This is a genomic window from Luteimonas deserti, assembly GCF_013425765.1.
Lineage (GTDB): Bacteria > Pseudomonadota > Gammaproteobacteria > Xanthomonadales > Xanthomonadaceae > Luteimonas > Luteimonas deserti.
The window spans coordinates 584,157-609,601 of the sequence record NZ_JACCJZ010000020.1; the positions used below are offsets into that span (position 1 = coordinate 584,157).

Annotated in this window: 22 protein-coding genes; 6 read left to right on the forward strand and 16 right to left on the reverse strand. The window is 69.2% G+C overall.

Annotated elements, in window-relative coordinates:
- Nucleotides 1–550: 550 nt before the first annotated feature.
- Together H0E82_RS15325 and H0E82_RS15330 are read left to right on the forward strand one after the other, a co-directional pair.
- Complete coding sequence (locus H0E82_RS15325; protein WP_180546324.1) at nt 551–763, forward strand: cold-shock protein; 213 nt, start codon at nt 551–553, stop codon at nt 761–763.
- A 151-nt stretch (nt 764–914) separates the two neighbouring features.
- Nucleotides 915–1,724, forward strand: coding sequence for a DUF3298 and DUF4163 domain-containing protein (locus H0E82_RS15330; protein WP_180546325.1), 810 nt, complete (start codon nt 915–917; stop codon nt 1,722–1,724).
- On the opposite strand, the gene H0E82_RS15335 is transcribed toward H0E82_RS15330, so the two are convergent.
- Together H0E82_RS15335 and H0E82_RS15340 are read right to left on the reverse strand one after the other, a co-directional pair.
- Complete coding sequence (locus H0E82_RS15335) at nt 1,687–2,550, reverse strand: NAD-dependent protein deacetylase (protein WP_180546598.1); 864 nt, start codon at nt 2,548–2,550, stop codon at nt 1,687–1,689. The genes H0E82_RS15330 and H0E82_RS15335 overlap by 38 nt on opposite strands.
- Nucleotides 2,551–2,791: 241 nt before the next feature.
- A complete protein-coding gene (locus H0E82_RS15340) occupies nt 2,792–4,936 on the reverse strand; it encodes a M3 family metallopeptidase (protein ID WP_425600357.1) in 2,145 nt (714 codons plus the stop codon).
- Nucleotides 4,937–5,175: 239 nt separating this feature from the next.
- Here H0E82_RS15340 and H0E82_RS15345 point away from each other — a divergent pair, with 239 nt between their 5' ends.
- Complete coding sequence (locus H0E82_RS15345; protein ID WP_180546327.1) at nt 5,176–5,685, forward strand: glutathione peroxidase; 510 nt, start codon at nt 5,176–5,178, stop codon at nt 5,683–5,685.
- On the opposite strand, the gene H0E82_RS15350 is transcribed toward H0E82_RS15345, so the two are convergent.
- The 4 genes from H0E82_RS15350 to H0E82_RS15365 all read right to left on the reverse strand — a co-directional run bounded on the left by H0E82_RS15350 (nt 5,675) and on the right by H0E82_RS15365 (nt 9,259).
- Nucleotides 5,675–6,097 (reverse strand): universal stress protein, encoded by a 423-nt coding sequence (locus H0E82_RS15350; protein WP_180546328.1) that lies wholly within the window; start codon nt 6,095–6,097, stop codon nt 5,675–5,677. The genes H0E82_RS15345 and H0E82_RS15350 overlap by 11 nt on opposite strands.
- Before the next feature lie 39 nt (nt 6,098–6,136).
- Nucleotides 6,137–6,931 (reverse strand): ferredoxin--NADP reductase, encoded by a 795-nt coding sequence (locus H0E82_RS15355; RefSeq protein ID WP_180546329.1) that lies wholly within the window; start codon nt 6,929–6,931, stop codon nt 6,137–6,139.
- Nucleotides 6,932–7,006: 75 nt separating this feature from the next.
- Nucleotides 7,007–8,680, reverse strand: coding sequence for an ABC1 kinase family protein (locus tag H0E82_RS15360; protein WP_180546330.1), 1,674 nt, complete (start codon nt 8,678–8,680; stop codon nt 7,007–7,009).
- A 99-nt stretch (nt 8,681–8,779) separates the two neighbouring features.
- Nucleotides 8,780–9,259 carry a peroxiredoxin gene (locus tag H0E82_RS15365; protein ID WP_180546331.1) on the reverse strand — a complete coding sequence of 160 codons (480 nt, stop codon included), beginning with the start codon at nt 9,257–9,259 and terminating at the stop codon, nt 8,780–8,782.
- A gap of 134 nt (nt 9,260–9,393) precedes the next feature.
- Here H0E82_RS15365 and H0E82_RS15370 point away from each other — a divergent pair, with 134 nt between their 5' ends.
- Complete coding sequence (locus H0E82_RS15370) at nt 9,394–9,918, forward strand: Hsp20/alpha crystallin family protein (protein WP_425600350.1); 525 nt, start codon at nt 9,394–9,396, stop codon at nt 9,916–9,918.
- Nucleotides 9,919–10,047: 129 nt separating this feature from the next.
- Complete coding sequence (locus H0E82_RS15375; protein ID WP_180546332.1) at nt 10,048–10,971, forward strand: DnaJ C-terminal domain-containing protein; 924 nt, start codon at nt 10,048–10,050, stop codon at nt 10,969–10,971.
- 345 nt (nt 10,972–11,316) lie between these two features.
- Here H0E82_RS15375 and pilH read toward each other — a convergent pair whose 3' ends face one another.
- From pilH to H0E82_RS15415, 8 genes are all read right to left on the reverse strand, one after another.
- Nucleotides 11,317–11,703 (reverse strand): twitching motility response regulator PilH, encoded by a 387-nt coding sequence (gene pilH / locus H0E82_RS15380; protein WP_180546333.1) that lies wholly within the window; start codon nt 11,701–11,703, stop codon nt 11,317–11,319.
- A 61-nt stretch (nt 11,704–11,764) separates the two neighbouring features.
- Nucleotides 11,765–12,757 carry an acrylyl-CoA reductase family protein gene (locus tag H0E82_RS15385; RefSeq protein ID WP_180546334.1) on the reverse strand — a complete coding sequence of 331 codons (993 nt, stop codon included), beginning with the start codon at nt 12,755–12,757 and terminating at the stop codon, nt 11,765–11,767.
- Nucleotides 12,758–13,316: 559 nt separating this feature from the next.
- Nucleotides 13,317–13,910 carry an LOG family protein gene (locus tag H0E82_RS15390; RefSeq protein ID WP_180546335.1) on the reverse strand — a complete coding sequence of 198 codons (594 nt, stop codon included), beginning with the start codon at nt 13,908–13,910 and terminating at the stop codon, nt 13,317–13,319.
- A gap of 134 nt (nt 13,911–14,044) precedes the next feature.
- Nucleotides 14,045–15,481, reverse strand: a complete 1,437-nt coding sequence (gene lpdA / locus H0E82_RS15395) for a dihydrolipoyl dehydrogenase (protein ID WP_180546336.1) — start codon at nt 15,479–15,481, stop codon at nt 14,045–14,047.
- A 116-nt stretch (nt 15,482–15,597) separates the two neighbouring features.
- Nucleotides 15,598–16,833, reverse strand: a complete 1,236-nt coding sequence (gene sucB, locus H0E82_RS15400; RefSeq protein ID WP_180546337.1) for a dihydrolipoyllysine-residue succinyltransferase — start codon at nt 16,831–16,833, stop codon at nt 15,598–15,600.
- Nucleotides 16,834–16,874: 41 nt separating this feature from the next.
- Nucleotides 16,875–19,721, reverse strand: coding sequence for a 2-oxoglutarate dehydrogenase E1 component (locus H0E82_RS15405; RefSeq protein WP_328797056.1), 2,847 nt, complete (start codon nt 19,719–19,721; stop codon nt 16,875–16,877).
- A 196-nt stretch (nt 19,722–19,917) separates the two neighbouring features.
- The gene (locus tag H0E82_RS15410; protein WP_328797057.1) at nt 19,918–20,823 is read right to left on the reverse strand and encodes a GNAT family N-acetyltransferase; all 906 of its coding nucleotides are present in this window, start codon (nt 20,821–20,823) and stop codon (nt 19,918–19,920) included.
- The gene (locus H0E82_RS15415; RefSeq protein WP_180546601.1) at nt 20,820–22,082 is read right to left on the reverse strand and encodes a cupin domain-containing protein; all 1,263 of its coding nucleotides are present in this window, start codon (nt 22,080–22,082) and stop codon (nt 20,820–20,822) included. The genes H0E82_RS15410 and H0E82_RS15415 overlap by 4 nt, the downstream gene beginning before the upstream one ends.
- Nucleotides 22,083–22,206: 124 nt before the next feature.
- Between H0E82_RS15415 and H0E82_RS15420 the strand changes: the two genes are divergently transcribed.
- Nucleotides 22,207–23,397, forward strand: coding sequence for an OmpA family protein (locus H0E82_RS15420; protein WP_180546339.1), 1,191 nt, complete (start codon nt 22,207–22,209; stop codon nt 23,395–23,397).
- A 24-nt stretch (nt 23,398–23,421) separates the two neighbouring features.
- Here H0E82_RS15420 and H0E82_RS15425 read toward each other — a convergent pair whose 3' ends face one another.
- Together H0E82_RS15425 and purB are read right to left on the reverse strand one after the other, a co-directional pair.
- The gene (locus tag H0E82_RS15425; protein ID WP_180546340.1) at nt 23,422–23,943 is read right to left on the reverse strand and encodes a DUF3060 domain-containing protein; all 522 of its coding nucleotides are present in this window, start codon (nt 23,941–23,943) and stop codon (nt 23,422–23,424) included.
- Between the two features lie 41 nt (nt 23,944–23,984).
- Nucleotides 23,985–25,367 carry an adenylosuccinate lyase gene (gene purB / locus H0E82_RS15430; RefSeq protein ID WP_180546341.1) on the reverse strand — a complete coding sequence of 461 codons (1,383 nt, stop codon included), beginning with the start codon at nt 25,365–25,367 and terminating at the stop codon, nt 23,985–23,987.
- Nucleotides 25,368–25,445: the final 78 nt, after the last annotated feature.

The window sequence follows — 25,445 nt, forward strand, 5'->3', positions numbered from 1 at the left end:
CGGGTGGGGGCGCACCGCGGCCCCCACCCGGATGTCGAGACGCGCAAGAGAGCCCGCTGCGCGCGGGAGCATGTCGCGAAGCCGCTGGCGCCGGTCCCGGCACCCGGCCGACGTGGGGTCGTGCCGAGCGCCGGCCTGTGCTGAAAAACCGCGGCCGGGTCAGCCGGAAAGTGCCGGCGTCCCCCGAACCAGGTTGGAGGCGGCGGCCCTCGCGCGTGCGCCGCCAGCCTCCATCGGCGGCTGACCGCGAGATCGCCGGCTCCGCCCCGGGAGATTCCGCCCGATGACGCCGAGGGTCAGGTTCTGCCCCGGGCCGATCGAAGGGCCACATTTCCGTCGCGAGATGCGATATCGTTCGGGCACTGTTCAAGGCGGGATCACGGTCCATCGTGGCTCCGATGCGGTAGATCCACCACTGTAGGGCCAGTTCGACGGCCTGGACGATCCGCTCCATCGTTATGCGTTACCCCTTGCTCGACAGTCGCGACATCGGACCCAAGCGTCGGCAGATGTCGTGTTCCCATTTCAACTGCTTCAAGGAGTACCAACGATGTCAGATGGCCGCCAGACCGGAACCGTCAAGTGGTTCAACGATGCCAAGGGCTTCGGCTTCATCACCCCGGAAAGCGGACAGGACCTCTTCGTCCACTTCCGCTCGATCCAGGGCACCGGCTTCAAGTCGCTGCAGGAAGGCCAGAAGGTGTCCTTCAAGGTCGTGCAGGGCCAGAAGGGCCTGCAGGCCGACGAGGTGCAGGCGGAGTAACCGCCTGCGCATCGCGCAAGACCTCGGCCCCGGGTGGAGACACCCGGGGCTTTTTCCATCTGGAACCGCCACGCCGTCACGAGGGAGCCACGGCGCCCGCGTTAGCGTTGCGTGAGTAACGGCGCCGCAGGGCGGCAGGGGGATCGATTCGATGAAACGGCTGGTGGTCTGTGGTCTGTTGCCGGTGATGCTTCTTGCGTGCCAGCGCGAGGCGCCCCCGGCGTCTGCCGCGCCGGCCACTCCGGCCGCCGACGTGCAGCCGCTGGGCGAGGCCCCGCCGCGGCTCGAGGATGTCGTCGAGATGGACGCGAAGTTCATCGTCGGCATCAGCTATCCGCCCGAGGCCAACCGGTATCCGGGGCTGGCCGCCGAGCTTCACCGGTATGCGCAACGCGCGCGCGACGAGCTGATGGAGGCGGTACGTGGTGCCGAGCTGCCGGCGGGCACGATGTACGACCTGTCCCTGAGCTTCAGTACCGTGGCCGATACACCGGAACTGCTCGCGATCGCGGCCGACGGCAGCAGCTACACCGGTGGCGCGCACGACAACCCGCTGATCGAACGGTTCGTCTGGCTGGTCGCCGAAGAGCGTCTGCTGACCGCCGGTGCCCTGATCGAAGACGAGGAGGACTGGCGGGCGATTTCGGCCTTCGTCCGCGAGCAGCTGCATGCAGCGCTTTCGCAGCGCCTCGATGCCGACGAGCTCGAGCCGGACGAACGCCTCCGCCTGATGCGCTCGGCGGGACGGATGATCGACGAGGGCTCAGGCGCGGACGTCGGCAACTACCAGCAGTTCGAGCCGGTGCTGGGCAGCGGTGGCAAGCTCGCCGGTGTGCGCTTCGTGTTTCCCCCCTACCAGGTCGGCCCGTACTCGGACGGCGTGCAGACGGTCGAAGTGCCCGCGGCCGTCCTGCTGCCGCACGTCACGCCTCGCTATCGCGGGCTGTTCGTCCAGGGCTGAGCGACGCGGTCCTCTCCGCGTGGATCCAGGCCAGGCCTGCGTCGATCCCGCTGTCGACCTTCAGCGTCGCCAGGTCGTCGGCGCGCGTGGTGCCGCGATTGAGAATCGCGAGTGGCGTGCCGGCTTCCGCCGCCATGCGCGCGAAGCGGAATCCGGAATAGACCATCAGCGAAGACCCGACGACGAGCATCGCGTCGCTGTCGGCGAGCGCCGCGGTAGCGGCGGCGACCCGCGCGCGCGGCACGTTCTCCCCGAAAAACACGACGTCGGGTTTGAGCAGGCCGCCGCAGTGCATGCAGTACGGGGGTGCGAACGCGTGCTCGGCCGCGGGGTCGATGTCGGCATCGCCATCCGGCGCGGCCCCCGCCGTCCGCGCCTGCCACTGCGGGTTGTCGTCCGCCAGCCTCGACTGCAGCGCCGTGCGCGCATGGCGGTCCCCGCAACCCAGGCAGACCACGGCGTCCAGGCGGCCGTGCAGGTCCACGATGTTGCGGCTCCCGGCGGCCTGGTGCAGGCCATCGACGTTCTGGGTCAGCAGCATGCTGATCCGCCCGGCGTTCTCCAGCGCGGCGAATGCGTGGTGGGCGTCGTTCGGACGGGCTGCCGAGAAGCGCGGCCAGCCGACATAACTGCGCGCCCAGTAACGGCGGTACACCGCCGTGTCCGCGGTGAAGGCCTGCCACGTCACCGGCGCCGGTCGCTTCCACGCGCCGGACGCGTCGCGGTAATCAGGAATGCCGGATCCGGTGCTGATTCCCGCGCCGGTGAGCACGAACACACGTGCGTGACGCTGGAACCAGGCGCGGAGCAGCTCGCCAGGGGCCATGGGTGCCAGAAGGTCGGCTCGATCCATGACGCATGCTACAGCGCGGCAGAACCGCGAACGGCACCGCGCCTGCAATGGGTGCAGCAGGCCAGGGCCGGTCTGAAAGCGCTGCACCCGAGCGGCCGGCAGGTCGCTGCCGACGGCAACAGCTCCGACGCGGCGGGTCGCGGGTGATCTCGGGGACCGGAACGAGAAACGCCCGGCACGGTGGCCGGGCGTTCCAGGCTGCCACCGAGGCCGATCAGTTCCGCGCGGCCGCCGGATCGGGTGCGAGGCCACGCTTGATCAGCAGCGGCTCGATCCTCGGCTCGGCGCCGGTGAAGTCGACGAACAGTTGCTTGGCGTCCTTGCTGCCGCCCTGCGAGAGCAGGGTGCTGCGCAGGCGATCGCCGTTGGCGCGGGTCAGACCGCCGTTTTGCTCGATCCACTGCACGGTGTTCGCGTCCAGCACTTCCGACCAGATGTAGGCGTAGTAGCCGGCCGCGTAGCCGCCGTTGATGTGGCTGAAGTACGGCGTGCGATAGCGCGGCGGCACCGGCGTGTAGTCGAGACCGGCCGCTTGCAACGCGGCGGCTTCGGTCGCCATGACCCGGTCGCCCGAGGGCAGCTGGTCGGCCGGCAGCTGGTGCAGGTACTGGTCGAGCATCGCCGCGCCGAGGTATTCGGTGGTCGCGAACCCCTGGTTGAACTTCGCCGCCGCCTGCACGCGCTCGATCAGTTCGGCCGGCATCGGCGCGCCGGTCTGGTAGTGCCTGGCGTAGTTGGCGAGGATCTCCGGCCAGTCGGCCCACATCTCGTTGACCTGCGACGGGAATTCGACGAAGTCGCGCGGCACGCTGGTTCCACTGAAGAACGGGTACTTCACGTCCGAGAACATGCCGTGCAGCGAGTGGCCGAATTCGTGGAACATCGTGGTCACCTCGTCCCAGGTCAGCAGCGTCGGCTGGCCGGCCTGCGGCTTGGGAATGTTCTGGTGGTTGGCGGTGACCGTGAGCGTACCGTCGAGTTCGGACTGCGAGACGTAGGAATTCATCCACGCGCCGCCGCGCTTGGATGCGCGGGCGTAGGGATCGAAGATGAAGATCGCGAGCTGGCTGCCGTCCTCGTTGAAGACGTCGTAGGTCCAGGTGTCGGGGTGGTACTTCGGCAGGTCGGTCCGCTCCTTGAACGTGATGCCGTAGAACTGGGTCGCGGCGAAGAACACGCCGTTCTCCAGCACGTTCTTCATCTCGAAGTACGGCTTGATCTGCGCGTCGTCGAAGCTGTACTTGTCCTGGCGGACCTTCTCCGAGTAGTAGGCCCAGTCCCAGGGCTCGAGCTGGAACGTCGGCTCGCCCTTGGCGGCCTGCTCGCGGTCGATCATCGCCTGCAGTTCGGCGGCTTCGAGCTTGGCATTGGCGACCGCAGCCGGGGCCAGCTGGCCGAGCATGCCGTTGACGGCCTCGACGGTGCCGGCGGTCGAATCCTCGAGGATGAAGGTCGCCTGGTTCGGATACCCCATCAGGTTGGCGCGTTCGGCGCGCAGCTTGAGGATGTCGGCGATGACCCGGGTGTTGTCGTACTGGTTGCCGCGGCTGCCGCGGTTGACCGACGCGGTGTGGATGCGCTCGCGCAGTGCGCGGTTGTTGACCTGCGGCAGCACCGGCTGGCCGGTCGTGTTGAGCAGGGTGATGACGTACTTGCCGTCCATGCCCCGGGTCTTGGCCTCGGCGGCCGCGGCGGCGATCTGTGCCTCGGTCAGGCCGTCGAGCTCCTCGAGCGTGTCGACCACGACGGCCGAATCGTTGACCTCGTTGAGCACGTTCTGGCTGAAGGTGGTGCCGAGTTTCGCCGACTCGGCGTTGATGCGGCGCATCTCCTGCTTCTGCGCTTCGGTCAGGTTGGCGCCGGCGCGGACGAACATCGTGTGGTAGCGCTCGACCAGGCGCTGGCCCTCGGCGTCCAGGCCGAGGTTGCCGACGTTCTTGTAGAGCGTGTCGATCCGCGCGAACAGCTGCGGGTTGAGCATGATCGCGTCGCGGTGGGCAGCGAACTTCGGCGCGTATTCGGCGTCGATCTTGCGGCGCGCGTCGTTGGTGTCGGTGCCGTTGAGGCTGCCGAAGATCACCCGTGCGCGCGACAGCACCTCGCCGGAGCGCTCCAGCGCGATGATCGTGTTCTCGAAGGTCGGCGCTTCGGGGTTGCCGGCGATCGCCTCGATCTCGCGCAGGTTCTCGGCCATGCCGGCATCGAAGGCCGGGGCGAAGTGCGCATCCTGGATGCGGTCGAAGTGCGGGTACTGCAGGTCCAGTGTGCTCTGCACGAACAGCGGATTGTCGGCCGGACGCTGCGCGCCGGCTGCAGGTCGCGCCGTGTCGGCGACAGCGGTCTGGGCGAGGGCGGGCAGGGCGGCCACGGCAAGGGCCGCGCACAGGGCGGCGGCGAGCGGGTGCTTGAGCAAGGCGACTCTCCACAAAGCAGGACCGTCAAGGCTAGCCGATTGCATGCCCCGCCGGCCCGTGCCTAAAGTCGCAGGCCGGATCCCCGGGCGGAATCGACCGTGTTCCGACCATCCGGACCGTGCCGGACGGTTGGCGGCGACCGCGCGCGGCCCCAGACTGGCACGTCCTCCACGCCGGCACGCCCATGACCTGCGCATTCGATTTCGAAGCCACCACGCTCGAGGGCCGTCCGCAGCCGCTGTCGGACTATGCGGATCGCGTGCTGCTGGTGGTCAACGTGGCCTCGCGATGCGGGTTCACTCCGCAGTACGCCGGTCTGCAGCAGCTGTGGCGGGAGTACAGCGGACGCGGGCTGGTCGTGCTCGGCTTTCCCTGTGACCAGTTCCGCCAGCAGGAACCCGGCGACGCGGCGGACATCCGGCAGTTCTGCGCGCTGAACTACGCGGTGGACTTTCCGATGTTCGCCAAGATCGACGTCAACGGCCCCGACGCGCACCCGCTGTGGACCTGGTTGACCGGCCAGCGGCGCGGCGTGCTGGGCACGCGCGCGGTCAAGTGGAATTTCACCAAGTTCCTGGTCGGGCGCGATGGCCAGGTGCTCAGGCGCTTCGCACCGCGTACCGCGCCCGCGGCGTTGCGGTCGCCGATCGAGGGCGCACTCGCGGTGCGCCCGCCCGCTGCGCTCAGCGGATGATGGTGACCGGGATGTCGGTCTGGGCGATCACCTTGGTCGAGACCGATCCCAGCAGGATGCCCTTGACCGCCGACCGGCCGTGCGAGCCCATGACGAGGAGATCCACCTTGCGCTTGCGGGCGACCGCGAGGATGGTCTCGGCGACGTCACCGACCTCGCTGAGTTCCTGCACCGCGATCTTGCTGCGCTTGACGGCCGCACGGGCCGCCGACAGCGCGTGCTCGTGATTGGCCGCGTGGTACTCGGCGACGGCCTGGCGGCCGATCCGCCGCTCCACGCCGGGGAACGGCGCCGGGTCCACGTGCAGCATGGTGATGATCGGGGGCTTGGCGAGCAGCTTGCCCAGGCCCAGCGCGTACTTGAGCGCGCGCAGGCTGATGTCGCTGCCATCGACGGTCACGAGGATCTTCATCGGCACTCTCCTGGATAGGCGCCCAGTGTATCGGTGACGCTACTTCTCGACGAAGGCCCGCTCGAATACGTACTGTCCGGGCGTGCCGATCCGCGGCGCGGCCTCGAAGCCGCGGGTGTCGAGCAGGGTGCGGAAATCGGCGAGCATCTGCGGGCTGCCGCAGATCATCGCCCGGTCGTGTGCGGGGTCGAGCGCAGGCAGGCCGAGATCGGCGGACATGCGCCCGCTGTCGAGCAGGTCGGTGAGGCGGCCGCGGTGGCTGCGGCCCTCGAACACGAAGTCCTCGCGCGTGACCGCCGGGTAGTACAGCAGCTGTCGCGCCATCTGTTCGCCGAGGAACTCGTGGTGCGGCAGCTCGTTGACGATGTAGTCGCGGTAGGCGAGATCCTGCGCGGTGCGCACGCCGTGGGTGACGATCACCTTCTCGAAACGCTCGTAGGTTTCGGGATCCTTGATCACCGACAGCCACGGCGCGAAACCGGTGCCGGTCCCCAGCAGGTAGAGGTTGCGGCCGGGATGCAGATCGTGGACCAGCAGGGTGCCGGTCGGCTTGCGGCCCACCAGGATGCGGTCACCGGGACGGATGTGCTGCAGGCGAGACGTCAGCGGGCCGTCGTCGACCTTGATGCTGAAGAACTCGAGCTGTTCTTCCCAGTTGGCGCTGGCGATCGAATAGGCGCGCAGCAGCGGCCGGCCCTCGACCTCGAGGCCGATCATCACGAACTGCCCGTTCTCGAAGCGGAAGCCGTCGTCGCGGGTCGTGGTGAAACTGAAATAGGCGTCGGTCCAGTGACGGACGTCGAGCACCGTCTCGGTGCCGAAGGCAGCTGACATTGGGCAGTCGGATCGCGCGGGGAGCCGGCCATGGTACCAGAGCGATGAGACCGGTTCTCATCTCCCGGCATCATGTCAGCTGGGACCGCGCTCCTCGTTCGGCCGCGCACGGCGGTCGCCGAGCAGCGCACTGAGCACGATCGCGATGCCGAGTCCGGCGCCGGTGAGGAACAGCAGCAGGGCGATGGCGGGATAGCCGAACAGCCGCGGACCGCCCTCGTTGTCCATCATCATCGCCGAGGCCATGATCAGCGCGGCCGTCACCACGCCGGCCGCGATGCGGTTGGCGATCTTGTGCAGGCTCTCGAGCAGGTGCGACTCCTCCAGCCCGGTCAGGCGCACGCGCAGCCGGTTCTCCGACAGCAACGACAGCACGTTCGAGACCTTGCGCGGCGCGTCGCGCACCAGTTCCTGGAGCTCCATCATCTCGCTGGCCAGGCTGGCCGGCGACAGCGATTTGCGCAGGCGCTGGCGCATCATGTCGTTGAGGTGGTCCTCGACCACGCGCTTCATGTCCAGCTCGGGCGCCAGCGCGTGCACCACCGATTCGAGGTGCAGCAGGGTCTTGCCCAGCAGGCTCATTTCGGGCGCTGTGCGCAGGCCGCATGCGGTGGCCAGGCGCACGAGGTCGAGCATCAGCTTGCCCTCGGTCTGGCCGGTCGCGCCGGACTGCGCGGCGTACCGCGCCACGAGCTGGCCGACATCCCGGTAGTAGCGCTCCTCGTCGAAGTCCTCCAGCCGCGTACCCAGCGCGATTCCTTCTGCGGCCACGTGCTCGCCGCGTCCGTCGACGGCGGCGAAGAGCAGCTTGAGCAGGCGCTCGCGTGTGCGCGGCGGCACGTGGGCCACCATGCCCAGATCGAGCAGGGCGAGGCGGCCGTCGCGCGTGTAGAGCAGGTTGCCCGGGTGCGGGTCGGCGTGGATCTCGCCGTGCACGAACACCTGGTCGAGATAGCCGTGAAGCAGGGCCGTGCCGAGCGGCGCCAGGTCGTGTTCGGTGCGCAACAGGCCACTGATGTCGGTGACCTTGGTGCCCTCGACGAGCTCCATCGTCAGCACGCGCGGGCGGGTCAGGTCCCAGATCGGCTTGGGCACAAAGAGGCTGGGATAGGCGGCGAAGTGCGCGTCGAACCGGTCGAGATTCTCGGCTTCGATGCGATAGTCCAGCTCGGCCAGCAGGGTGCGCCGGAACTCGTGCACCCAGTCGGCGAAGCGCACGCGCCGGCCGACGTCGGTCACGCGGTCGATGCCACCGGCCAGGCGGGACAGGGTGTCGAGATCGTCACGGATCTGTTCGACGATGCCCGGCCGCTGCACCTTGACCGCCACCCGGCGACCGTCGCGCAGCGTGGCGCGATGGACCTGGGCCAGCGATGCGCTGCCGAGCGGCGTCTCCTCGAAGGATTCGAAGATCTTGTTGATGCGCACGCCCAGCGCATCCTCGACCGCGTCGTGGATCACCTCGAACGGCACCGGCGCCACGTCGTCCTGCATCCGCTCGAGCGCGACGATGTAGGCCGGCGGCACCATGTCGGGCCGCGTCGAGAGCGCCTGACCGATCTTGATGAAGGTCGGCCCCAATGCCTCGAGATCGTCGACGAACTGCTCCGGGCGGCCGTCGTCGACCTGTTCCAGATCCGTCGTCGCGGGGTCCAGATCGAAGCCCGACAGCACGCCCGCCCGCCGGTACTTCATCAGGAAGCGCAGGATCTGGGTGTTGCGCGCGAGCACGCGGGTGGTGTCGGTCATCGAAGGCTCCTTGAATGCGGGGGTAGCCTACGGTCCGCGGCGTCAACGCCCCCTCACGCGGAGGGGGCATCCGGCACCGCATGTCGCGCGCTCAGCGCCTCAGTCGAGATGGGCGAGCACGTTGTCGGCCGACGACACCTTGAACTCGCCCGGCGCCTCGACGAAGAGGTGTCGGACCACACCGTCCTCGGCGTACAGCGCGAAGCGCCGCGCGCGCGTGCCCATGCCGTAGGCACTGGCATCCATCTCCAGGCCGAGCGCACGGACGAAGTCGGCGTTGCCGTCGGCCAGCATCTGCAGGCCGGGCGGCACGCCGACGCTCTCGCCCCAGGCCTGCAGGACGAAGGGATCGTTGACCGCGATGCACACCACGTCCACGCCGCGGCTGCGGAAGTCGTCGAAGCGGGCGACGAAACCCGGCAGGTGATGTTCGGAGCAGGTCGGGGTGAAGGCGCCCGGCACGGCGAACATCACCACGTTCTTGCCGGAGAACACGGTCGGCGTGTCGATGACGCGGACGCCGTCGTGGATGTGCTTGAGGGTGACTTCGGGAATGGTGTCGCCGATCTGGATGGACATGGTCGCAGGCTCGAGGAGAGGGTGAACGGAGTCTAGCCGGTCGCCCCGGACGACGGCCGCACCCTTGAAACCGCCGGCGCGATTCCCAGATTCCGGCCATCGCGGCAGCCGCCGCTCGCAACCGGAGTATCGCCATGCGTCACGACATGCAGCGCAACACCCCGCGCCCTCCGGCGCGGACCGAACGTTCCGGGCTTCACGAGGAAATGCGCCGGTTCTTCGACCAGTTCATCCAGTCCGGCGACGTGCAGGACACCTCGTCCGTGGTCACCAGCCAGTGGGTGCCGCGGGTCGACATCCACGAGGAACGCGAGCGTTTCGTGATCCTTGCCGACCTGCCCGGACTCGAGCCGCAGGACGTGGAGATCTGGATGGACAAGGGCATCCTCAGCCTGAAGGGCGAGCGGGTCACGCGGCCCGGCGAGGCCGGAGACGCGACCGATGCACAGGCGGGCGAGAACGACGTGCGGTTCTCGCGGATGGAGCGCGTCAGCGGTCGGTTCCACCGCCGGTTCTCGCTGCCCGACAGCGCGGACGCCGATGCGATCACCGCCACGGGCCGCAACGGCGTGCTGGAGATCAGCATTCCCAAGCGACCCGAGACCACGCCCCGGCGCATCCAGGTCGGCGCGGGACGCGACGGCGCCAGCGGCGGGTGATCACCTGCCGGTGCATGGCGCGGGTCCGCGCCGGCACAGCGGATGCGGCGGCCTGCAGGTATCCTGCGGGCCGCCGCCACGTTGGCGACTGCGCCAGCGCGCTCCCAGGGCCGTACCGGAAGAATCAGCATGCAGTTCAAGGACTACTACGGAATCCTCGGCGTCGAGCCCAATGCGGGCGACGCCGAGATCAAGACGGCGTACCGCCGGCTCGCTCGCAAGTTCCATCCCGACGTGAGCAAGGAAGCCGCCGCCGAAGAGACGTTCAAGAGCATCAACGAGGCCTACGAGGCGCTGCGGGATCCCGACAAGCGCAAGGCCTACGACCAGCTGCGCGCGCGCGGCTACCGGCCCGGAGATGACGTGCAGCCGCCCCCGGGCGGGTTCGGTGGCTACGGTGGCGGCGCGGGCCCGGATCTCGACGAGATCTTCGCCGGCGGCGGCGCAGGCGGGGGATTCAGCGATTTCTTCGAGGAACTGTTCCGGCGCCGCGCCGGCGGGGCGTACACGGGCGCGGCAGGGGCGGGGCAAGCCGGACAGGCGCCGCGCGGTGACACGCGCGCCCGGCTGGCGGTTCCGCTGGAGACCGTATATCGCGGCGACAGCGTGCGCGTCCCGGTCCTGGGCCGCACGTTCGACGTGCGTATCCCCACGGGCATCCGTCCGGGCCAGGTGGTGCGCCTGCCGGGCCAGGGCCCGCGGGGCGGCGACCTGCTGCTCGAGATCGAATACGCGGCCCATCCGGATTTCGAGGTAGACGGGCGCAACATCATCCACCTGCTGCCCGTGTCGCCGTGGGATGCGGCGCTCGGTGCGACGGTGAGCGTGGCGACCTTGGGCGGCCGTGTGGAGCTGAAGATTCCGGCCGGCTCCGAGGCCGGACGCAAGCTCCGGCTGCGCGGACGCGGCCTTCCGGGCACGGCGGGCGTGCCTGCGGGCGACCAGCTGGTCGAGCTCGAGATCGAGGCGCCGGTGCCGCGCACACCGGCGCAGACGGCGGCCTACGAAGCCTTGCGCGATGCGTTCGCCGGCGGCGAGCGACGCGACAGGTGACCGACGGGGACCGGTCGCGGCTGTCGCGCGTGCCGGTATTGGTCTGTCGCGGGACGGCGCCCGCGCGCGGTGGCGCGCCGGACGTTCGCTCCGGCCGGCCCGGGTTGCGCGGGGCGGCGATCGACGAGCATGGCGCTGTGCACGTCGCGTCGCGTCCGCCGGTTCGACCTCGCGGGGGGCGAGAGGCGAGCGTAGCGACGTGCAATGGCGCGTGCAGTCGCATCGCGTCACGGGCGCGGCTTGTATCCCACGGTCCCGACGCTGCACTCCGCCCGCTCAAGGTTCCCGGGCGGCGCGCGGTGCGGCGGTGACAAGCAGCCGGTGCGACCTGGGGCCGCATCGGCGTCACTCCGCGGCAGGCGGCGCCTGGTCGCCGATGGTCCTGACGATCGTGTCGGACAGCTCGACTTCGCTGAAGGGCTTGGTGAGGTAGGCCTTCGCGCCCTGGCGCATGCCCCAGACGCGATCTGTGTCCTGGTCCTTGGTGGTGACCAGCACCACCGGGATGTGCTTCGTCGCCGGGTCCCGGGTGATCGAGCGGGTCGCCTGGAAGCCGTTGAGGTTCGGCATCACCACGTCCATCAGGATGAGATCGGGCAACTCGCGCTTGGCCGCCTCCACGCCGGCCTGACCGTCTTCGGCGGTCAAGGCCTGGTGGCCGAGCTTCTCGACGATGCGCCGGATGCCCATGAGCTGCGACGGCGAGTCGTCGACGATCAGAATGCGCGCCATTGGTTCCCCTTCAATACCTGCGGATTCTAGCGCCGCGTTTCATGTAAGCAAACACGCGTGCTCAGAGTGTGACCAGCGTGCGCCCGAGCGATCCGCCGGACAGCATCTGCGCGAAGACCTCGTGCAGTTGCGCGAGTGCGATCTCGCGCGTGCAGATGGTGTCCAGGTGGCGCGGTTTCCAGTCGCTCGCCAGCCGCGCCCAGACTTCGTCGCGGATCGCGCGCGGCGTGCCCGCTGAGGCCACGCCCAGCAGCGAGACGCCGCGGATGATGAAGGGCATGACGGTCGCATCCAGCGCCGCGCTCGCGGCGAGGCCCGCGGCGGCGACATTGCCGTAAGGCCGGGTCTGGGCGAGCAGGCTCACCAGCATCGGTCCGCCGACGTTGTCGAGACCGCCGCCGAACCGGGCCGATTCCATCGGCCGCGTGGTCGCCAGCGCGTCGCGGCCGAGCACCTCGGAGGCGCCGATGTGACGCAGATACTGCGCATGCTCGGGCTTGCCGCTCACCGCATGCACCTCGAAGCCGGCGCTGGCGAAGATGTCGACGGCGAGCGAGCCGACGCCGCCGGTGGCGCCGGTGACGGCGAGCGGGCCGTGATCGGGCGTCTGCCGGTTCTCGTGCATGCGCAGCAGGGCGAGCGCCGCGGTGAAGCCGGCGGTCCCGAGGATCATGCTCTCGCGAAGACCCAGGCCCGTGGGCAGCCGCACCGCCCACTGCGCTTCGATGCGGGCATACCGCGCGTAGCCGCCGTCGCGCGTCTCCGACAGGCCGCTGCCGGTCACCAGCACCGCATCGCCTTCCTTGAACGCGGGGTCGCGCGAGGCGACGACGTGGCCGGCGACATCGATGCCACCCACCAGCGGAAACCGCCGCAGGATCTTGCCGGTGCCGGTCCCCGCGAGCGCATCCTTGAAGTTCACCGACGAATGCACGACCGCCACATCGAGCTCGCCCGGGGCGAGATCGTCGATTGCGACCCGCTCGACACCGCTGCGGTGGCCGGCATCGTCGCTGTGGATGCGGAAGGCGTCGAACGTGGCGGGGATGGACATCCGTAAGGACCTCGTGGTGTCGGATGGATCAGGATACAGGCCGCGCCGCCCGGGCTCCGGATCCGGCGTGCCGGATCATTCGCGTCGCGTCCATGCGCCGGCGTGCCGCGCATGCGAACGCGCAATCCGAGGCGGGGTGGCGCCCGATCCGGATGCGCAGGCAGTCCACAGGGCCCCGAAACCGGCGACGGAGCCTGCGATGCCGCTGGATTCGCGTGCGTGACGCACTCCGCGACGCGGCGAGCGCCCACGACGCACACGCGAGGCATGGGCGCAGGTGACATCCACGGATGACTCCGCGGCGCCGGGCGTTGCAACGCATGCACACGGGCGCGAGGCAGCGGCGGACTGCAGCCGTGGGTCGCGAGCGGATCGAAGCATGCGGGCATCTGCGCAAGCGCCGAGCCGGAACGGCATCGGCGTGTCGGGGGGGGGGGGCCGCGTCCCGGCGTGCCGCCCCGGTCGGGATTCCGTCCGGACCGGACGGTCGGCGGGTCGCAGAGACGCGGATTGCGCGCCGCGCCGGTCGCACCGCGTGCGGCCGGCGGGCCGCGGGGCCTCACTTCATGACACTGCGCCGCTTCTCGTCGATCCACTTGCTCGCCTGGGCCGGCTCGTAGGCCTGCATCCACGCCAGCATCGCGTCGATGTCGCTGCCGTACCACAGATCCGCGCGCTGGTCGGGATGCAGGAAGCGCTCCTCGACCATCCGGTCGATCATGCCGATCAGCGGCGCATAGAAGCCGTCGATGTCGAGGAAGGCGCATGGCTTGCTGCCGATGCCGAGCTGGCGCCAGGTGAGCATCTCGAAGATCTCCTCCATCGTGCCGAAGCCGCCGGGCAGGGCGACGAAGGCATCCGACAGCTCGAACATGCGCATCTTGCGCGCGTGCATCGAGTCGACGATCTCGAGTTCGGTCAGGCCGCGGTGTGCGACCTCCCAGTCTGCGAGCTGCTGCGGGATCACCCCGGTGACCTGGCCGCCGCCGTCGAGCACGGCGTTGGCGACCGTGCCCATCAGTCCGACGTTGCCGCCGCCGTAGACCAGGCGCAGCCCGTCACGGGCGATCCGGTCGCCGAGCGCGATCGCGCGTTCGGCATAAGACGGCTTGTTGCCGGAGTTGGAACCGCAGTAGACACAGATGCTTTTCATCAGAGCCGTCATTCATCACGGGTGGTTCGGAACATGCAGACGCCGGGCGATGCCCGGCGTCTGGGTGAGGATGGCGATCGCGGCCCGGTGCTCGTTCGACGCCGGGATCCGCGAGTCCACATCCCGCCGTCCGATCAGTTCGCCTTGTGGATCGAGCGCTTGTCGACCGCCATCGCGGCGTCGTGGACCACTTCCGACAGCGACGGATGCGCATGGCAGATGCGGGCGAGATCATCGGCCGAGCCGCTGAACTCCATCGTCAGCACGCCCTCGTGCACCAGCTCGGAGACGTTCGCGCCGACCAGATGCATGCCCAGCACCCGATCGGTTTCGGCATGGGCGATGACCTTGACGAAGCCCGCGGGCTCGCTCATCGCCACTGCGCGGCCATTGGCGGCGAACGGGAAGCTTCCGGCCTTGTACGGGATGCCTTCGGCCTTGAGCTGCTGCTCGGTCTTGCCCACCCAGGCAATTTCCGGTTCCGTGTAGATGACCCACGGAATCGTGTCGAAGTTGACGTGGCCCGGCAGGCCGGCGATCAGCTCGGCCACCGCGACGCCTTCCTCGAAGCCCTTGTGCGCGAGCATCGGGCCGCGCACGCAGTCGCCGACCGCCCAGACGCCGTCCACGCCGGTGTGGCAATGCGCGTCCACCTCGATCTGGCCGCGGTCGGTCAACTTCACGCCGCAACCTTCCGCCAGCAGGCCCTTGCTCGCGGCCTTGCGGCCGACGGCGACCAGCAGCTTGTCGACGGTGAGCGTCTGCTCGCCGTCCTTGTCGGCGAAGCTCAGCGCCACTTCCTTCTTCTTGCCCTTGCCGGTCACTTCCGCCTTGGAGACCTTGGCGCCCAGTCGGATGTCGAGACCCTGCTTCTTGAATTCCTTCAGCGCCGCCTTGCTGGCTTCGGCGTCGGCCGCGGCGAGGAAATCGGGCAGGGCCTCCAGGATCACGACCTCGGCACCGAGACGCTTCCACACGCTGCCGAGCTCGAGGCCGATCACGCCGGCACCGATGACCGCCAGGCGCTTCGGCACTTCGGTGAAGTCCAGCGCGCCGACGTTGTCGACGATGGTGTCGCCGTCGAACTTCGCGAACGGCAGCTCGATCGAATCCGAACCCGCGGCGATGATCACGTTGGTGCCGGTCAGCTCGACCTCGCTGCCGTCATGCTGCGCGACCTTCACCAGGCGGTCGGCGTGCAACGTCGCGAAGCCGTAGTAGGCGGTGACCTTGTTCGCCTTGAACAGCATCGCGATGCCGCCGGTGAACTGCTTCACGATCTTGTCCTTGCGGCCGATCATCGCCTCGACGTCGATCTTGGCGTCCTTGAAGCTGATGCCGTGGTCGCCGAAGATGTGGCCCATGTTCCAGAACTGGCGCGAGGAATCGAGCAGCGCCTTGGACGGGATGCAGCCCACGCGCAGGCAGGTGCCGCCGAGCGCGGGCTTGCCGTCCTTGCCCAGCGCGGCGTCGATGCAGGCGACCTTCATGCCGAGCTGCGCGGCACGAATCGCGGCGTGATAGCCGGCCGGACCGGCTCCGATGACGACGACGTCGAATTGTTCTGCCATGGGAAATCCTTCTTTCGATGCCTGCCCGCGGGGCAGGGTGCCGTATGCGGCGAATGTGGGGGCGTGGCGCGGGTGCCACACGCGCGAACCCCCTCCGTGGAGGGGGTCGCGATGCATCACATGCCGAGCAGCATGCGGTGCGGGTTCTCCAGCTGGTTCTTGATGTCCACCAGGAACTGCACCGCGTCCTTGCCGTCGATGATGCGGTGGTCGTAGGACAGCGCGATGTACATCATCGGCGCGGCGACGACCTGGCCGTTCTCGACGATCGCACGGTCCTTGATCGCATGCATGCCCAGGATCGCCGACTGCGGCGGATTGACGATCGGCGTCGACATCAGCGAGCCGAAGGTGCCGCCGTTGGTGATGGTGAACGTGCCGCCCTGGAGGTCGTCGAGGCCCAGCTTGCCGTCGCGCGCCTTCTTGGCGTAGTCGGCGATGCCCTGTTCGATCTCGGCGAAACCCATGCGCTCGACATTGCGCAGCACCGGCGTGACCAGGCCCCGGTCGGTGGAGATGGCGACCGAGATGTCGGCGTAGCCGTGATAGATCACGTCATCGCCGTCGACCGACGCGTTGACGATCGGGTAGCGCTGCAGCGCGTTGGCCGTCGCCTTGGCGAAGAAGCTCATGAAGCCGAGCTTGATGCCGTGGTCCTTCTGGAACTGCTCGCCGAGCTCCTTGCGCAGCGCCATCACCTTGCCGAGGTTGACCTCGTTGAACGAGGTCAGCATCGCGATCGAGTCCTTGGACTGCATCAGGCGCGCGGCGATGGTCTTGCGGATGCGCGTCATCGGCACGCGCTCTTCCGGTCGGGCACCGCCCGACACGCCGGGCGTCTTGCCCGAGGCGTAATTGATCAGGTCTTCCTTGGTCACCGCGCCGCGGCGGCCGGTGCCTTCGACCTGCGAGGCGTCGATGCCCTTGGTCTCGGCGGTGAAGCGGGCCCCCGGCGGCAGGCTGTCGTTCTTGCCCGGCGACTGCGGCTTGGTCGAGGCCGGCGCCTTGTCGTCGGCCTTCTTCGCTTCCGACTTGGATTGCACCTGCTCGTCGCCGGCGGCCGGAGCCTGCTTGCCCTGGCTGCCGGACTCGGCCGCAGGCGCTCCGGCGGCGGCGCCTTCCTCGATGATGGCGATGACCTGCGCACTGTTGACCGTCGCGCCCTCCTCGAACTTGATCTCCTTGATCACGCCGTCGACCGTCGACGGCACTTCGAGCACGACCTTGTCGGTCTCCAGGTCGACGATGTTCTCGTCGCGGCGGACCGCGTCGCCGGCCTTCTTGTGCCAGGTGGCGATGGTCGCGTCGGAGACGGATTCGGGCAGGACCGGGACTTTGATTTCAGTGGCCATGTGGCTTCCTGGAAAAGCGTTGAATGTGGGGATGGCGCGGATTATTCGGCGAAGACCTTGCCGCCGAGGTCGTTGACGAGCGCATCGGCGATCAACTGCTGCTGCTCGGCGACGTGATCGTTGAAGTGACCGACGGCAGGCGAGGGCGAGCGGGCACGGCCGGCGTAGTGCAGCTTCTGGCCGGCGTCCTTGCAGGCCTCGAGATGGTGCTTGATCTGGTACCACGCGCCCTGGTTCTGCGGCTCTTCCTGGCACCACACGACCTCGGTCGCCTTGCCGTAGCGCTTCAGTTCCTCGGTCAGCTGGCCACGCGGGAACGGATACAGCTGCTCGACACGCAGCAGCGCGACCGTATCGAGCGACTGCGTGCGCGCTTCCTCGAGCAGGTCGTAGTAGACCTTGCCCGAACACACGACCACCCGCTTCACCTTGCTGGGATCGGCCTCGCCATCCGGGATCAGGTGCTGGAACTCGCCGTTGGCCAGTTCCTCGAGCGAGGACACGGCCAGCTTGTGGCGCAGCAGCGACTTCGGCGTCATCACCACCAGCGGCTTGCGCGTGGTCATGCACAGCTGGCGGCGGATCATGTGGAAGGCCTGGGCCGGCGTGGTCGGCACGCAGACCATCATGTTGTCCAGCGCGCACAGCTGGAGGAAGCGCTCGAGACGCGCCGAGCTGTGTTCGGGGCCCTGGCCTTCGTAGCCGTGCGGCAGGAACAGCGCCAGGCCGCACAGGCGCTGCCACTTGGCCTCGCCCGACGACAGGAACTGGTCGATGACAACCTGGGCGCCGTTGGCGAAGTCGCCGAACTGGCCTTCCCAGATGCACAGCGTGCCCGGCTCGGACGAGGCGTAGCCGTACTCGAACGCCATCACCGCCTCCTCGCTCAGCAGCGAGTCGATGATCGTGGCGTCCTCGGGATTGCTGACCAGCTCGCGCAGCGGGATGTAGTCCTCGCCATTGTTCTGGTCGTGCAGCACCGCGTGACGGTGGAAGAACGTGCCCCGGCCGCTGTCCTGGCCCACCAGGCGCAGGCGGTGGCCGGCATCGAGCAGGGTGGCGTAGGCGAGGTTCTCGGCAAAGCCCCAGTCGCCGGGGATCTCGCCGGCCGCCATCTTGCGGCGGTCCTCGTAGATCTTGGCCACACGTGCGTGCAGGCTCACCGATTCGGGAATCGTGGTGATCCGCGAGGCCAGCGCCTTCAGCGTGTCCACCGAGACGGTGGTGTCCAGGGTGTCGGTCAGACGGCCTGCGAGGTAGGGATCCCAGTCGATCGTGAGCTCGTAGTCGGACGGCTTGGCATCGGCCAGCTCGACCGTGACCTCGCCGGCGTCGAGCTTGTCGCGATAGCGGTCGACGAAGGCCTTGGCCTCGTCGGCGGTGACCACGCCCTCGGCCACCAGCTGCGCGGTGTAGAGCTCGCGCGGCGTCTTGTGCTTGCGGATCACCTGGTACATCAGCGGCTGGGTCGCGGCCGGCTCGTCGGCCTCGTTGTGGCCGTGGCGCCGGTAGCAGACGAGGTCGATGACCACGTCCTTGCCGAACTGTTGCCGGAAGTCGTAGGCCAGCTCGGCGCAGAACACGACCGCTTCGGGATCGTCGGCATTCACGTGCAGCACCGGTGCGCCGACCATCTTGGCGACATCGGTGCAGTACAGCGTGGAGCGCGAATCCTGGCGCTCGCTGGTGGTGAACCCGACCTGGTTGTTGATGACCACGTGCACCGTGCCGCCGACCGCGAAGCCGCGGGCCTGCGACATTTGGAACAGCTCCATGTTCACGCCCTGGCCGGCGAACGCGGCGTCGCCGTGCAGCAGCACGGGCACGACGGCCTTGCGCTCGGTGTCGCGCCGGCGGTGCTGGCGCGAGCGCACGCTGCCTGCCACCACCGGGTTGACGATCTCCAGGTGCGAGGGGTTGAACGCCAGCGCCAGATGCACCGGGCCGCCGGGGGTCACCAGATCGGCCGAGAAGCCCATGTGGTACTTCACGTCGCCGGTGTGGGCGCGATCGTCGTCGTGGTGGTGTTCGAACTTGCCCTCGAACTCGTCGAACAGGATGCGCGGATTCTTGCCCAGCGTATTGACCAGCACGTTGAGCCGGCCGCGGTGGGCCATGCCGAGCACGATGTCCTTGACCCCGTCCTTGCCGGCGCGCTGGATCACGGTGTCGAGCAGCGGAATCAGCGCGTCGCCGCCCTCGAGCGAGAAGCGCTTCTGGCCGACGTATTTGGTGTGCAGATACCGCTCGAGTCCCTCGGCCGCGGTGAGCCGCTGGAGGATGCGCTTCTTCTCGTCCCCGCTGCGCGCGAAGCGGCCGCCGGCCTTCTCCAGGCGCTGGTAGAGCCAGCTGCGCTGGTCGAAATCGGGGATGTGCATGAACTCCGCGCCGATCTGGCTGGAGTACGTGGTCTTGAGCAGCGCCAGCAGGTCGCGCAGCTTCATCCGCGGCTGGCCCGCCACGCCGCCGGTGCTGAACTCGTCGTCGAGGTCGGCCTCGGTGAGCTGGTGGAACGGCAGTCCCAGATCCGGCGGGTTGACCGGCGGGGTCAGGTCCAGCGGATCGAGCCGCGCACCGAGATGGCCGCGCGAGCGGTAGGCGGTGATCAGGCGCCCGACATGGCGTTCCCGCTCGTCACCCGCGCCCTGGGCCGGGCCCTGGGCGACCACGCCGCGCGCCGCCTGGCGGCCGGCCTCGGCGACCGCCGACAGCACGGCCGAATGGGGCACGTCGCCGGCCTCGCGGCCCTTGAAGGAATCGAACCAACGTTTCCAGTCGGCCCCGACGCTGTCGGGCTGTACCAGGTACTGCTCGTACAGGTCTTCGATGTAGGCGGCATTGGCGCCGAACTGGGACGACTTCGCAAACTGCTTCAGGAGACTGTCCACGTCGGGTGATTCGGACTCTGTGGGGAGGGGGCGCGCGGCGCACCCAGGCGCATGCGAATCTGCGCGCCGCGGGGGCCGATCGAGGCCCGGGAGTATACCCGGCCCGCCGTCTGCCATGCAGCAGAGGCGCCCGCCGCCACGGTGTTCGACGAAGGTCGCAAACGTTCGTTCCGCCGCCGCGCGGGCGCGGGCGCGCTCAGATTCCGAGCGCGCGGAACTCGGTGCACAGGCGTGAACGCTCCCACACCGGAGCGAACTGGCGCTCCAACTGACGCGCGCGTCCTGGCAGGGCGACGGCCGCCTCACCGTCGAACCGGTGGCCGAGCGGCCGGTGCAGGTAGCCGCCACCGTCGCTGACCAGGAATGCACCCGCGAACGCGCGGTCGACCGCGTCGTCGGCCTCGCGGAACGCGAACACGGTGGGCAGACGCTGGGCGAGTGCGAGCAGCGGCGCGTGCCCGCGCTGGGCGGCGGCCGCGTCCTGCAACAGCACCTGCACCCGGCCATCGCGGCCGGCGGTGGCGAAGCGGCGCAGCGCCTGGAGCACCTCGGGATGGTCGTACAGCCCGGGATCGAGATCGCGGCTGCGCAGCCACAGCGCGCGCCTGGCCCCGTGCACCAGGGTCACCGTCGCATCGACGGCCGCCTGCAGATCGTCGATCGCGAACGCGGCGCCGGGCTGGCGTCGCATCGCGCGATGCTCGATGCCGGCTTCGACGAAGCGCGGGCCGTGCGCGACGAAGCCGTTGCGCGCGTACAGCGCAGTGGCCCTCAGCTGGGCGTGCAGGTAGGTCGCGCGCAGTCCCTGGTCATCGGCAATCGCGAGGAGCCGGCGCAGCATGGCTTCACCGACACCTTCGCCGCGCCTGTCCGCGCGCACGGCGAGCCGCCCGATCTTGCCATCGGGCGCCAGGCGCCCGGTGCCGATCGCCGCGCCGTCGGCATCGAGCGCCAGCACGTGGCGGCACAACGGGTCCAACGCGTCGCGCTCCAGCTCGGCCGGCACCTGCTGTTCCTGCACGAAGACGGCCTCGCGCAAGGCGTGCGCCGTCGCCTGCTGGGTGGACTCCCCGATCTCGACGATGTGCACGGCGCGGCTCACGCGTCGTCGGGCAGGGCGAGCTGGTAATGGCCCAGCTCGATCAGGGCGTTGACCGCGTCACGGCCTCCGGGTGACAGCGCGGCGTAGGCCTCGCCCGCGAGCGTGTCGGCCGCCGCGATCACCGGTGCGTCGGCCGCGGGTACCTGCAACGCCGAGCCGGACACGAACAGGCGTGCGCCGTCGGCGGTGCGTCGCCACGCCACCCGGGAGAAGGGGTTGCGATGGAGCACGGCGCCGCCCTCCGACATCTGCCACTCCAGCTCGATACGCGGCGGAACGGTGTCGGCAGGCATCGGCTGGTGCGCATTGCGGTAACTGGTGATGAAGCGGCCGAACCACTCGCCCAGCGCGTCGGGATCCTCCGTGCGCAGCACGGCCAGTGCCTCCGCCACCCGCGCCATCGCCCCGGCATCGATCTCGTTGGGATCGGCGGGCACGGCAAGCGTCGCGTCGTGATAGCGGCGGCTCTCGTCGATGTCGGCGGCCAGCGCGTCGACGTAGTCACCGATCAACTCGGCGACCGACGGTGCGCGCATGCCCACCGAGAACGTCAGGCAGGGGTCCTCGGCCACCCCGTGGTGCGGCACCATCGGCGGCAGATAGAGCATGTCGCCGGGCCCGAGGACCCAGTCGTGGGTGGACGTGAACTCGCGCAGCAGTTTCAGCTCGACGTCGTCGCGGAAGGCCTGCGGCGGTACGCCGCGTCCCAGGGCCTGCGAGGCGTCGATCTGCCAGCGGCGGCGGCCCTGGCCCTGCAGCAGGAACACGTCGTACTGGTCGACGTGGGCGCCGACCGAACCGCCGGTGGCGGCGAAACTGACCATTACATCGTCGATGCGCCAGCGCGGCAGGAAGGCGAAGTGCGGCAGCAGCGCGGCGACGTCGGCATCCCATTTGTCCACGTCCTGCACCAGCAGCGTCCAGTCGCGGTCGCCGAGGCCGGGAAACAGCGCTTCGTCGAACGGACCGGTCTGCACCTGCCAGGCGTCACGGTTGCGGTCGTGACGGATCAACCGCGACAGCGCGGCCTCCTCGCAGGCGAGGCCGGCCAGATCCTCGGGTTGCAACGGGGATTCGAGCCCCGGGAATGCGTTGCGGATCAGCAGCGGGCGCTTCTGCCAGTAATCGCGCAGGAACAGCGCCGGCGGCATGCCCAGCGGAGTGTGGGGGCCGGCATCGAGTTCGAAAGGAAGGGCAGCGGTGTCGTTCAAGGGCGATCCGGCAGGGAGAACGCCGACCGCGGCCGGCACGGCGGCCATTGTCGCCCAGCCCGCAGCGCGATGCATGGCACGTGGTCGCCGAGCGTCGCCGGCCCGGGTGAGCCCCGATTGACAATCCAAGCGCGCGCAGTTCAAGTGCCGCCACCGTTCCGAGGAGCGTTCCATGCGCGTATTGCCGATCCTGGTGTCGACCCTGTGGCTGGCCGCCTGCGGCGCACCGCCCGCGCCATCGACGGTTTCGCCCGGAGCCGCCGCGACCGCTGCGACGACCGCCTCGGACGATCCGCGATCGGCATCGGCTGACGCGGACGCGCCGTTGCCGGAGTTTCCGGCGATCCCGCTGATCGTGGTGCCGGAGATCCTCGGCGTCACGCCGGCCCAGCGCGCACTCGAGGCCTCGATGGCGGCCGTCCTGGACCCCATGCAGGGCGTCAGCGTCGCGCCGGCCCGCTGCGGCAGCGACGGCGTGCTGGTCAACGATGCCGGCATCACGTCGGTCGATGCGGCGGGCAACCTGATCCGCAACGGCGACGAGGGGCTGTTCCAGATCAATGCCGACGGCAGCGGCACGGCCCGCTTCGAAGGGGGATTGGTCACGATCGAGGCGGACGGCAGCGGCACCATCAACGGCACCATCGGCGAGGGCGAGGACGCCCTGGTCCAGGTGGAGGCCGATGGCGCGGGCACCTACAACGGACCGGCCGGCCTGATCGTCCTGGACGGCAAGGGCGGCGGTACCTGGAACGGCGACAGCGGCCTGATCCAGATCAACGGCGACGGCAGTGGCACGTGGAACGGGCCGCAGGGGCTGGTGACAGTCAACGCCGACGGGTCCGGGTCGTGGAACGGGGAGGCGAGTCTCGTCGTCAACCACGGCGACGGCACCGGCATGGTCGGCACGCCGGGCCGTGAGGTGGCGATGGCGCCGCTGCCGAAGGTGCCGCCCGCGGGCCGCTTTCCACCGCTGCGCCGGTTCGCGCCGCCCGGCGCCCCGTGCGGCTATCTGATCACCTTGAACGACCGGGTGCTGTTCGACTTCGACCGCTCGGAGATCCGCGCCGATGCCGCGGACGTGCTCGATACCCTGGCCCGTGCCCTCGGTGGCACCCGCGCGCGCGCCGTGGAGATCGGCGGACACACCGACGCGAAGGGCACCGATGCCTACAACCAGGCCCTCTCCGAACGGCGCGCAGCAGCCGTGCTCGCGGCGCTGCGGGCGCGCGGTCTGGACGTGGAGGCCGAGGCCATCGGCTACGGGGAAACGCGACCGGTCGCGCCCAACGCGGTGCTCGGTCAGGACAACCCCGGCGGGCGGCAGCTCAACCGCCGGGTCGAGATTCTCGTCCGCACCTGAACCCCGCGACCGCGGCGCGCTCGATCACAGCACCCGGTTGCCGCTGCCGGTGTCGTCGAGTTCGGGCGTGTTGTCCGGATTCACCGTATTGGACCGGCCGCTGATCACGACCCGCTCGATCTGCCGGGCGAGCACCATATTGTCGTCGCCGGCGATGCGCAGCGCGCCGACCTCGGTCAGGTTGAGGATGTTGTTCGAGCCCGCCACCTCGACGTCGGCCACCTCCATGTTCAAGACCGTGACCTCACGGCCGTCGACGCGGATCGCACGCGCCCGGTCGACGTTGACGGCGCCGTTGGAACCGGTGACCACGATGGTTCCGCAGTTGCCCTCGAGCACGAGGCTGAAGCCGTCCCGGGTGATCGCGACGTCCTGCCCGTTGCAGTTCGCACCGGTGGCAGGGTCGGTCAGCACGCCGCGGGTCACCGCGGAGACGACACGCGCGGCGGCATCGGCGGCGGACGTCGACGCCTCCCCGGATGACGTGTCGCCGCAGGCGGAAAGCAGACATGCGGCGAGGAGGACGGCGGGCGGGGCGATACGCATGACGGATTCCTTGCGGTCGAGGCATGCGGCGGAATGCCGCGTCAGATGGCCCGTGCGAGCGATTCGGCCAGTCCGGTGTAGCGCCCGGGTGTGAGCACACGCAGGGACTGCTTGGCGTCGTCGGGCAGGTCCAGCGATTCGACGAAGGCCTGCATCGACTCGGCCGTGATGCCCTGGCCGCGGGTCAGCGCTTTGAGCTGCTCGTAGGGATTGGGCAGGCCGTGGCGACGCATCACCGTCTGCACGGCTTCGGCCAGCACTTCCCAGGCCGCGTCGAGATCGGCATCCAGGCGCTGCGGGTTCACCTCCAGCTTGCCGATGCCTTTGGCGAGCGAGTCCAGGCCCACCTGGGTGTGGCCGAACGCGGTGCCCAGCGCCCGCAGCACCGTGGAATCGGTGAGGTCGCGCTGCCAGCGGCTGATCGGCAGCTTGGCGCTGAAGTGCTCGAACAGCGCGTTGGCGATGCCGAAGTTGCCCTCGGCGTTCTCGAAGTCGATCGGGTTGACCTTGTGCGGCATCGTCGACGAGCCGACTTCGCCGTCCTTGAGCTTCTGCTTGAAGTAGCCCAGCGAGATGTAGCCCCAGACGTCGCGCGACAGGTCGACGAGGATCGTGTTGGCGCGGCGCGCGGCATCGCCGATCTCGGCGATCGCGTCGTGCGGTTCGATCTGGGTGGTGTAGGGGTTGAACACCAGGCCCAGGCCTTCGACGAAGCGCTGCGCGAATGCGGGCCAGTCGACGTCGGGATAGCTGGCCACGTGCGCGTTGTAGTTGCCGACGGCGCCGTTGATCTTGCCGGTCAGCTCGACGGCCCCGATCTGCTGGATCTGCCGCTCCAGACGCGCGACGACATTGGCCAGTTCCTTGCCCAGCGTGGTCGGCGACGCGGTCTGGCCATGGGTGCGCGAGAGCATCGGCTGCGCGGCCTGGGCGTGGGCCAGCGTACGCAGGCGGGCCACGATGTCCTCGAACCCCGGCACCACGACCTCGCGCCGCGCCTGCTCGAGCATCAGGCCGTAGGACAGGTTGTTGATGTCCTCGCTGGTGCAGGCGAAGTGTACGAACTCCAGGGCCGGCGCCAGCTCCGCATCGTCCTTCAGGCGCTCCTTGATGAAGTACTCGACCGCCTTGACGTCGTGGTTGGTGGTGCGTTCGATCGCCTTGACGCCGGCGGCATCGGCCGGGCTGAAGTCGTCGGCCAGCGCACGCAGACGTGCGGCCGCGGCGTCGGAGAACGGCGCCAGCTCGCCGATGCCGGGCTCGGCGGCGAGCGCGAGCAGCCATTCCACCTCCACCTTCACCCGTGCCCGGATCAGCCCGTACTCGGAGAAGATCGGACGCAGGGCGTCGACCTTGCCCGCGTACCGGCCGTCGAGCGGAGAGAGGGCGAGCAGGGCGCTCTCGACGGTGCGGGTATCGGTCATGGAGGCGTGCGGGCGTGGACGGGGCGTCATTTTAGCCCGTAGGACGCTGGCGTATCCTGCCCCGGCACCGCCATGGCC

Bases quoted from the DNA above. Each gene is read 5' to 3' on its own strand.
- H0E82_RS15355 (WP_180546329.1), bottom strand. From the start codon at position 6,931: ATGTCAGCTGCCTTCGGCACCGAGACGGTGCTCGACGTCCGTCACTGG.
- H0E82_RS15345 (WP_180546327.1), top strand. From the start codon at position 5,176: ATGACCTGCGCATTCGATTTCGAAGCCACCACGCTCGAGGGCCGTCCG.
- H0E82_RS15370 (WP_425600350.1), top strand. From the start codon at position 9,394: ATGCGTCACGACATGCAGCGCAACACCCCGCGCCCTCCGGCGCGGACC.
- H0E82_RS15415 (WP_180546601.1), bottom strand. From the start codon at position 22,082: ATGGCCGCCGTGCCGGCCGCGGTCGGCGTTCTCCCTGCCGGATCGCCC.
- H0E82_RS15360 (WP_180546330.1), bottom strand. From the start codon at position 8,680: ATGACCGACACCACCCGCGTGCTCGCGCGCAACACCCAGATCCTGCGC.
- H0E82_RS15335 (WP_180546598.1), bottom strand. From the start codon at position 2,550: ATGGCCCCTGGCGAGCTGCTCCGCGCCTGGTTCCAGCGTCACGCACGT.
- H0E82_RS15420 (WP_180546339.1), top strand. From the start codon at position 22,207: ATGCGCGTATTGCCGATCCTGGTGTCGACCCTGTGGCTGGCCGCCTGC.
- H0E82_RS15385 (WP_180546334.1), bottom strand. From the start codon at position 12,757: ATGTCCATCCCCGCCACGTTCGACGCCTTCCGCATCCACAGCGACGAT.
- H0E82_RS15365 (WP_180546331.1), bottom strand. From the start codon at position 9,259: ATGTCCATCCAGATCGGCGACACCATTCCCGAAGTCACCCTCAAGCAC.
- H0E82_RS15330 (WP_180546325.1), top strand. From the start codon at position 915: ATGAAACGGCTGGTGGTCTGTGGTCTGTTGCCGGTGATGCTTCTTGCG.
- sucB (WP_180546337.1), bottom strand. From the start codon at position 16,833: ATGGCCACTGAAATCAAAGTCCCGGTCCTGCCCGAATCCGTCTCCGAC.
- pilH (WP_180546333.1), bottom strand. From the start codon at position 11,703: ATGGCGCGCATTCTGATCGTCGACGACTCGCCGTCGCAGCTCATGGGC.
- H0E82_RS15425 (WP_180546340.1), bottom strand. From the start codon at position 23,943: ATGCGTATCGCCCCGCCCGCCGTCCTCCTCGCCGCATGTCTGCTTTCC.
- purB (WP_180546341.1), bottom strand. From the start codon at position 25,367: ATGACCGATACCCGCACCGTCGAGAGCGCCCTGCTCGCCCTCTCTCCG.
- H0E82_RS15375 (WP_180546332.1), top strand. From the start codon at position 10,048: ATGCAGTTCAAGGACTACTACGGAATCCTCGGCGTCGAGCCCAATGCG.
- lpdA (WP_180546336.1), bottom strand. From the start codon at position 15,481: ATGGCAGAACAATTCGACGTCGTCGTCATCGGAGCCGGTCCGGCCGGC.
- H0E82_RS15350 (WP_180546328.1), bottom strand. From the start codon at position 6,097: ATGAAGATCCTCGTGACCGTCGATGGCAGCGACATCAGCCTGCGCGCG.
- H0E82_RS15325 (WP_180546324.1), top strand. From the start codon at position 551: ATGTCAGATGGCCGCCAGACCGGAACCGTCAAGTGGTTCAACGATGCC.
- H0E82_RS15390 (WP_180546335.1), bottom strand. From the start codon at position 13,910: ATGAAAAGCATCTGTGTCTACTGCGGTTCCAACTCCGGCAACAAGCCG.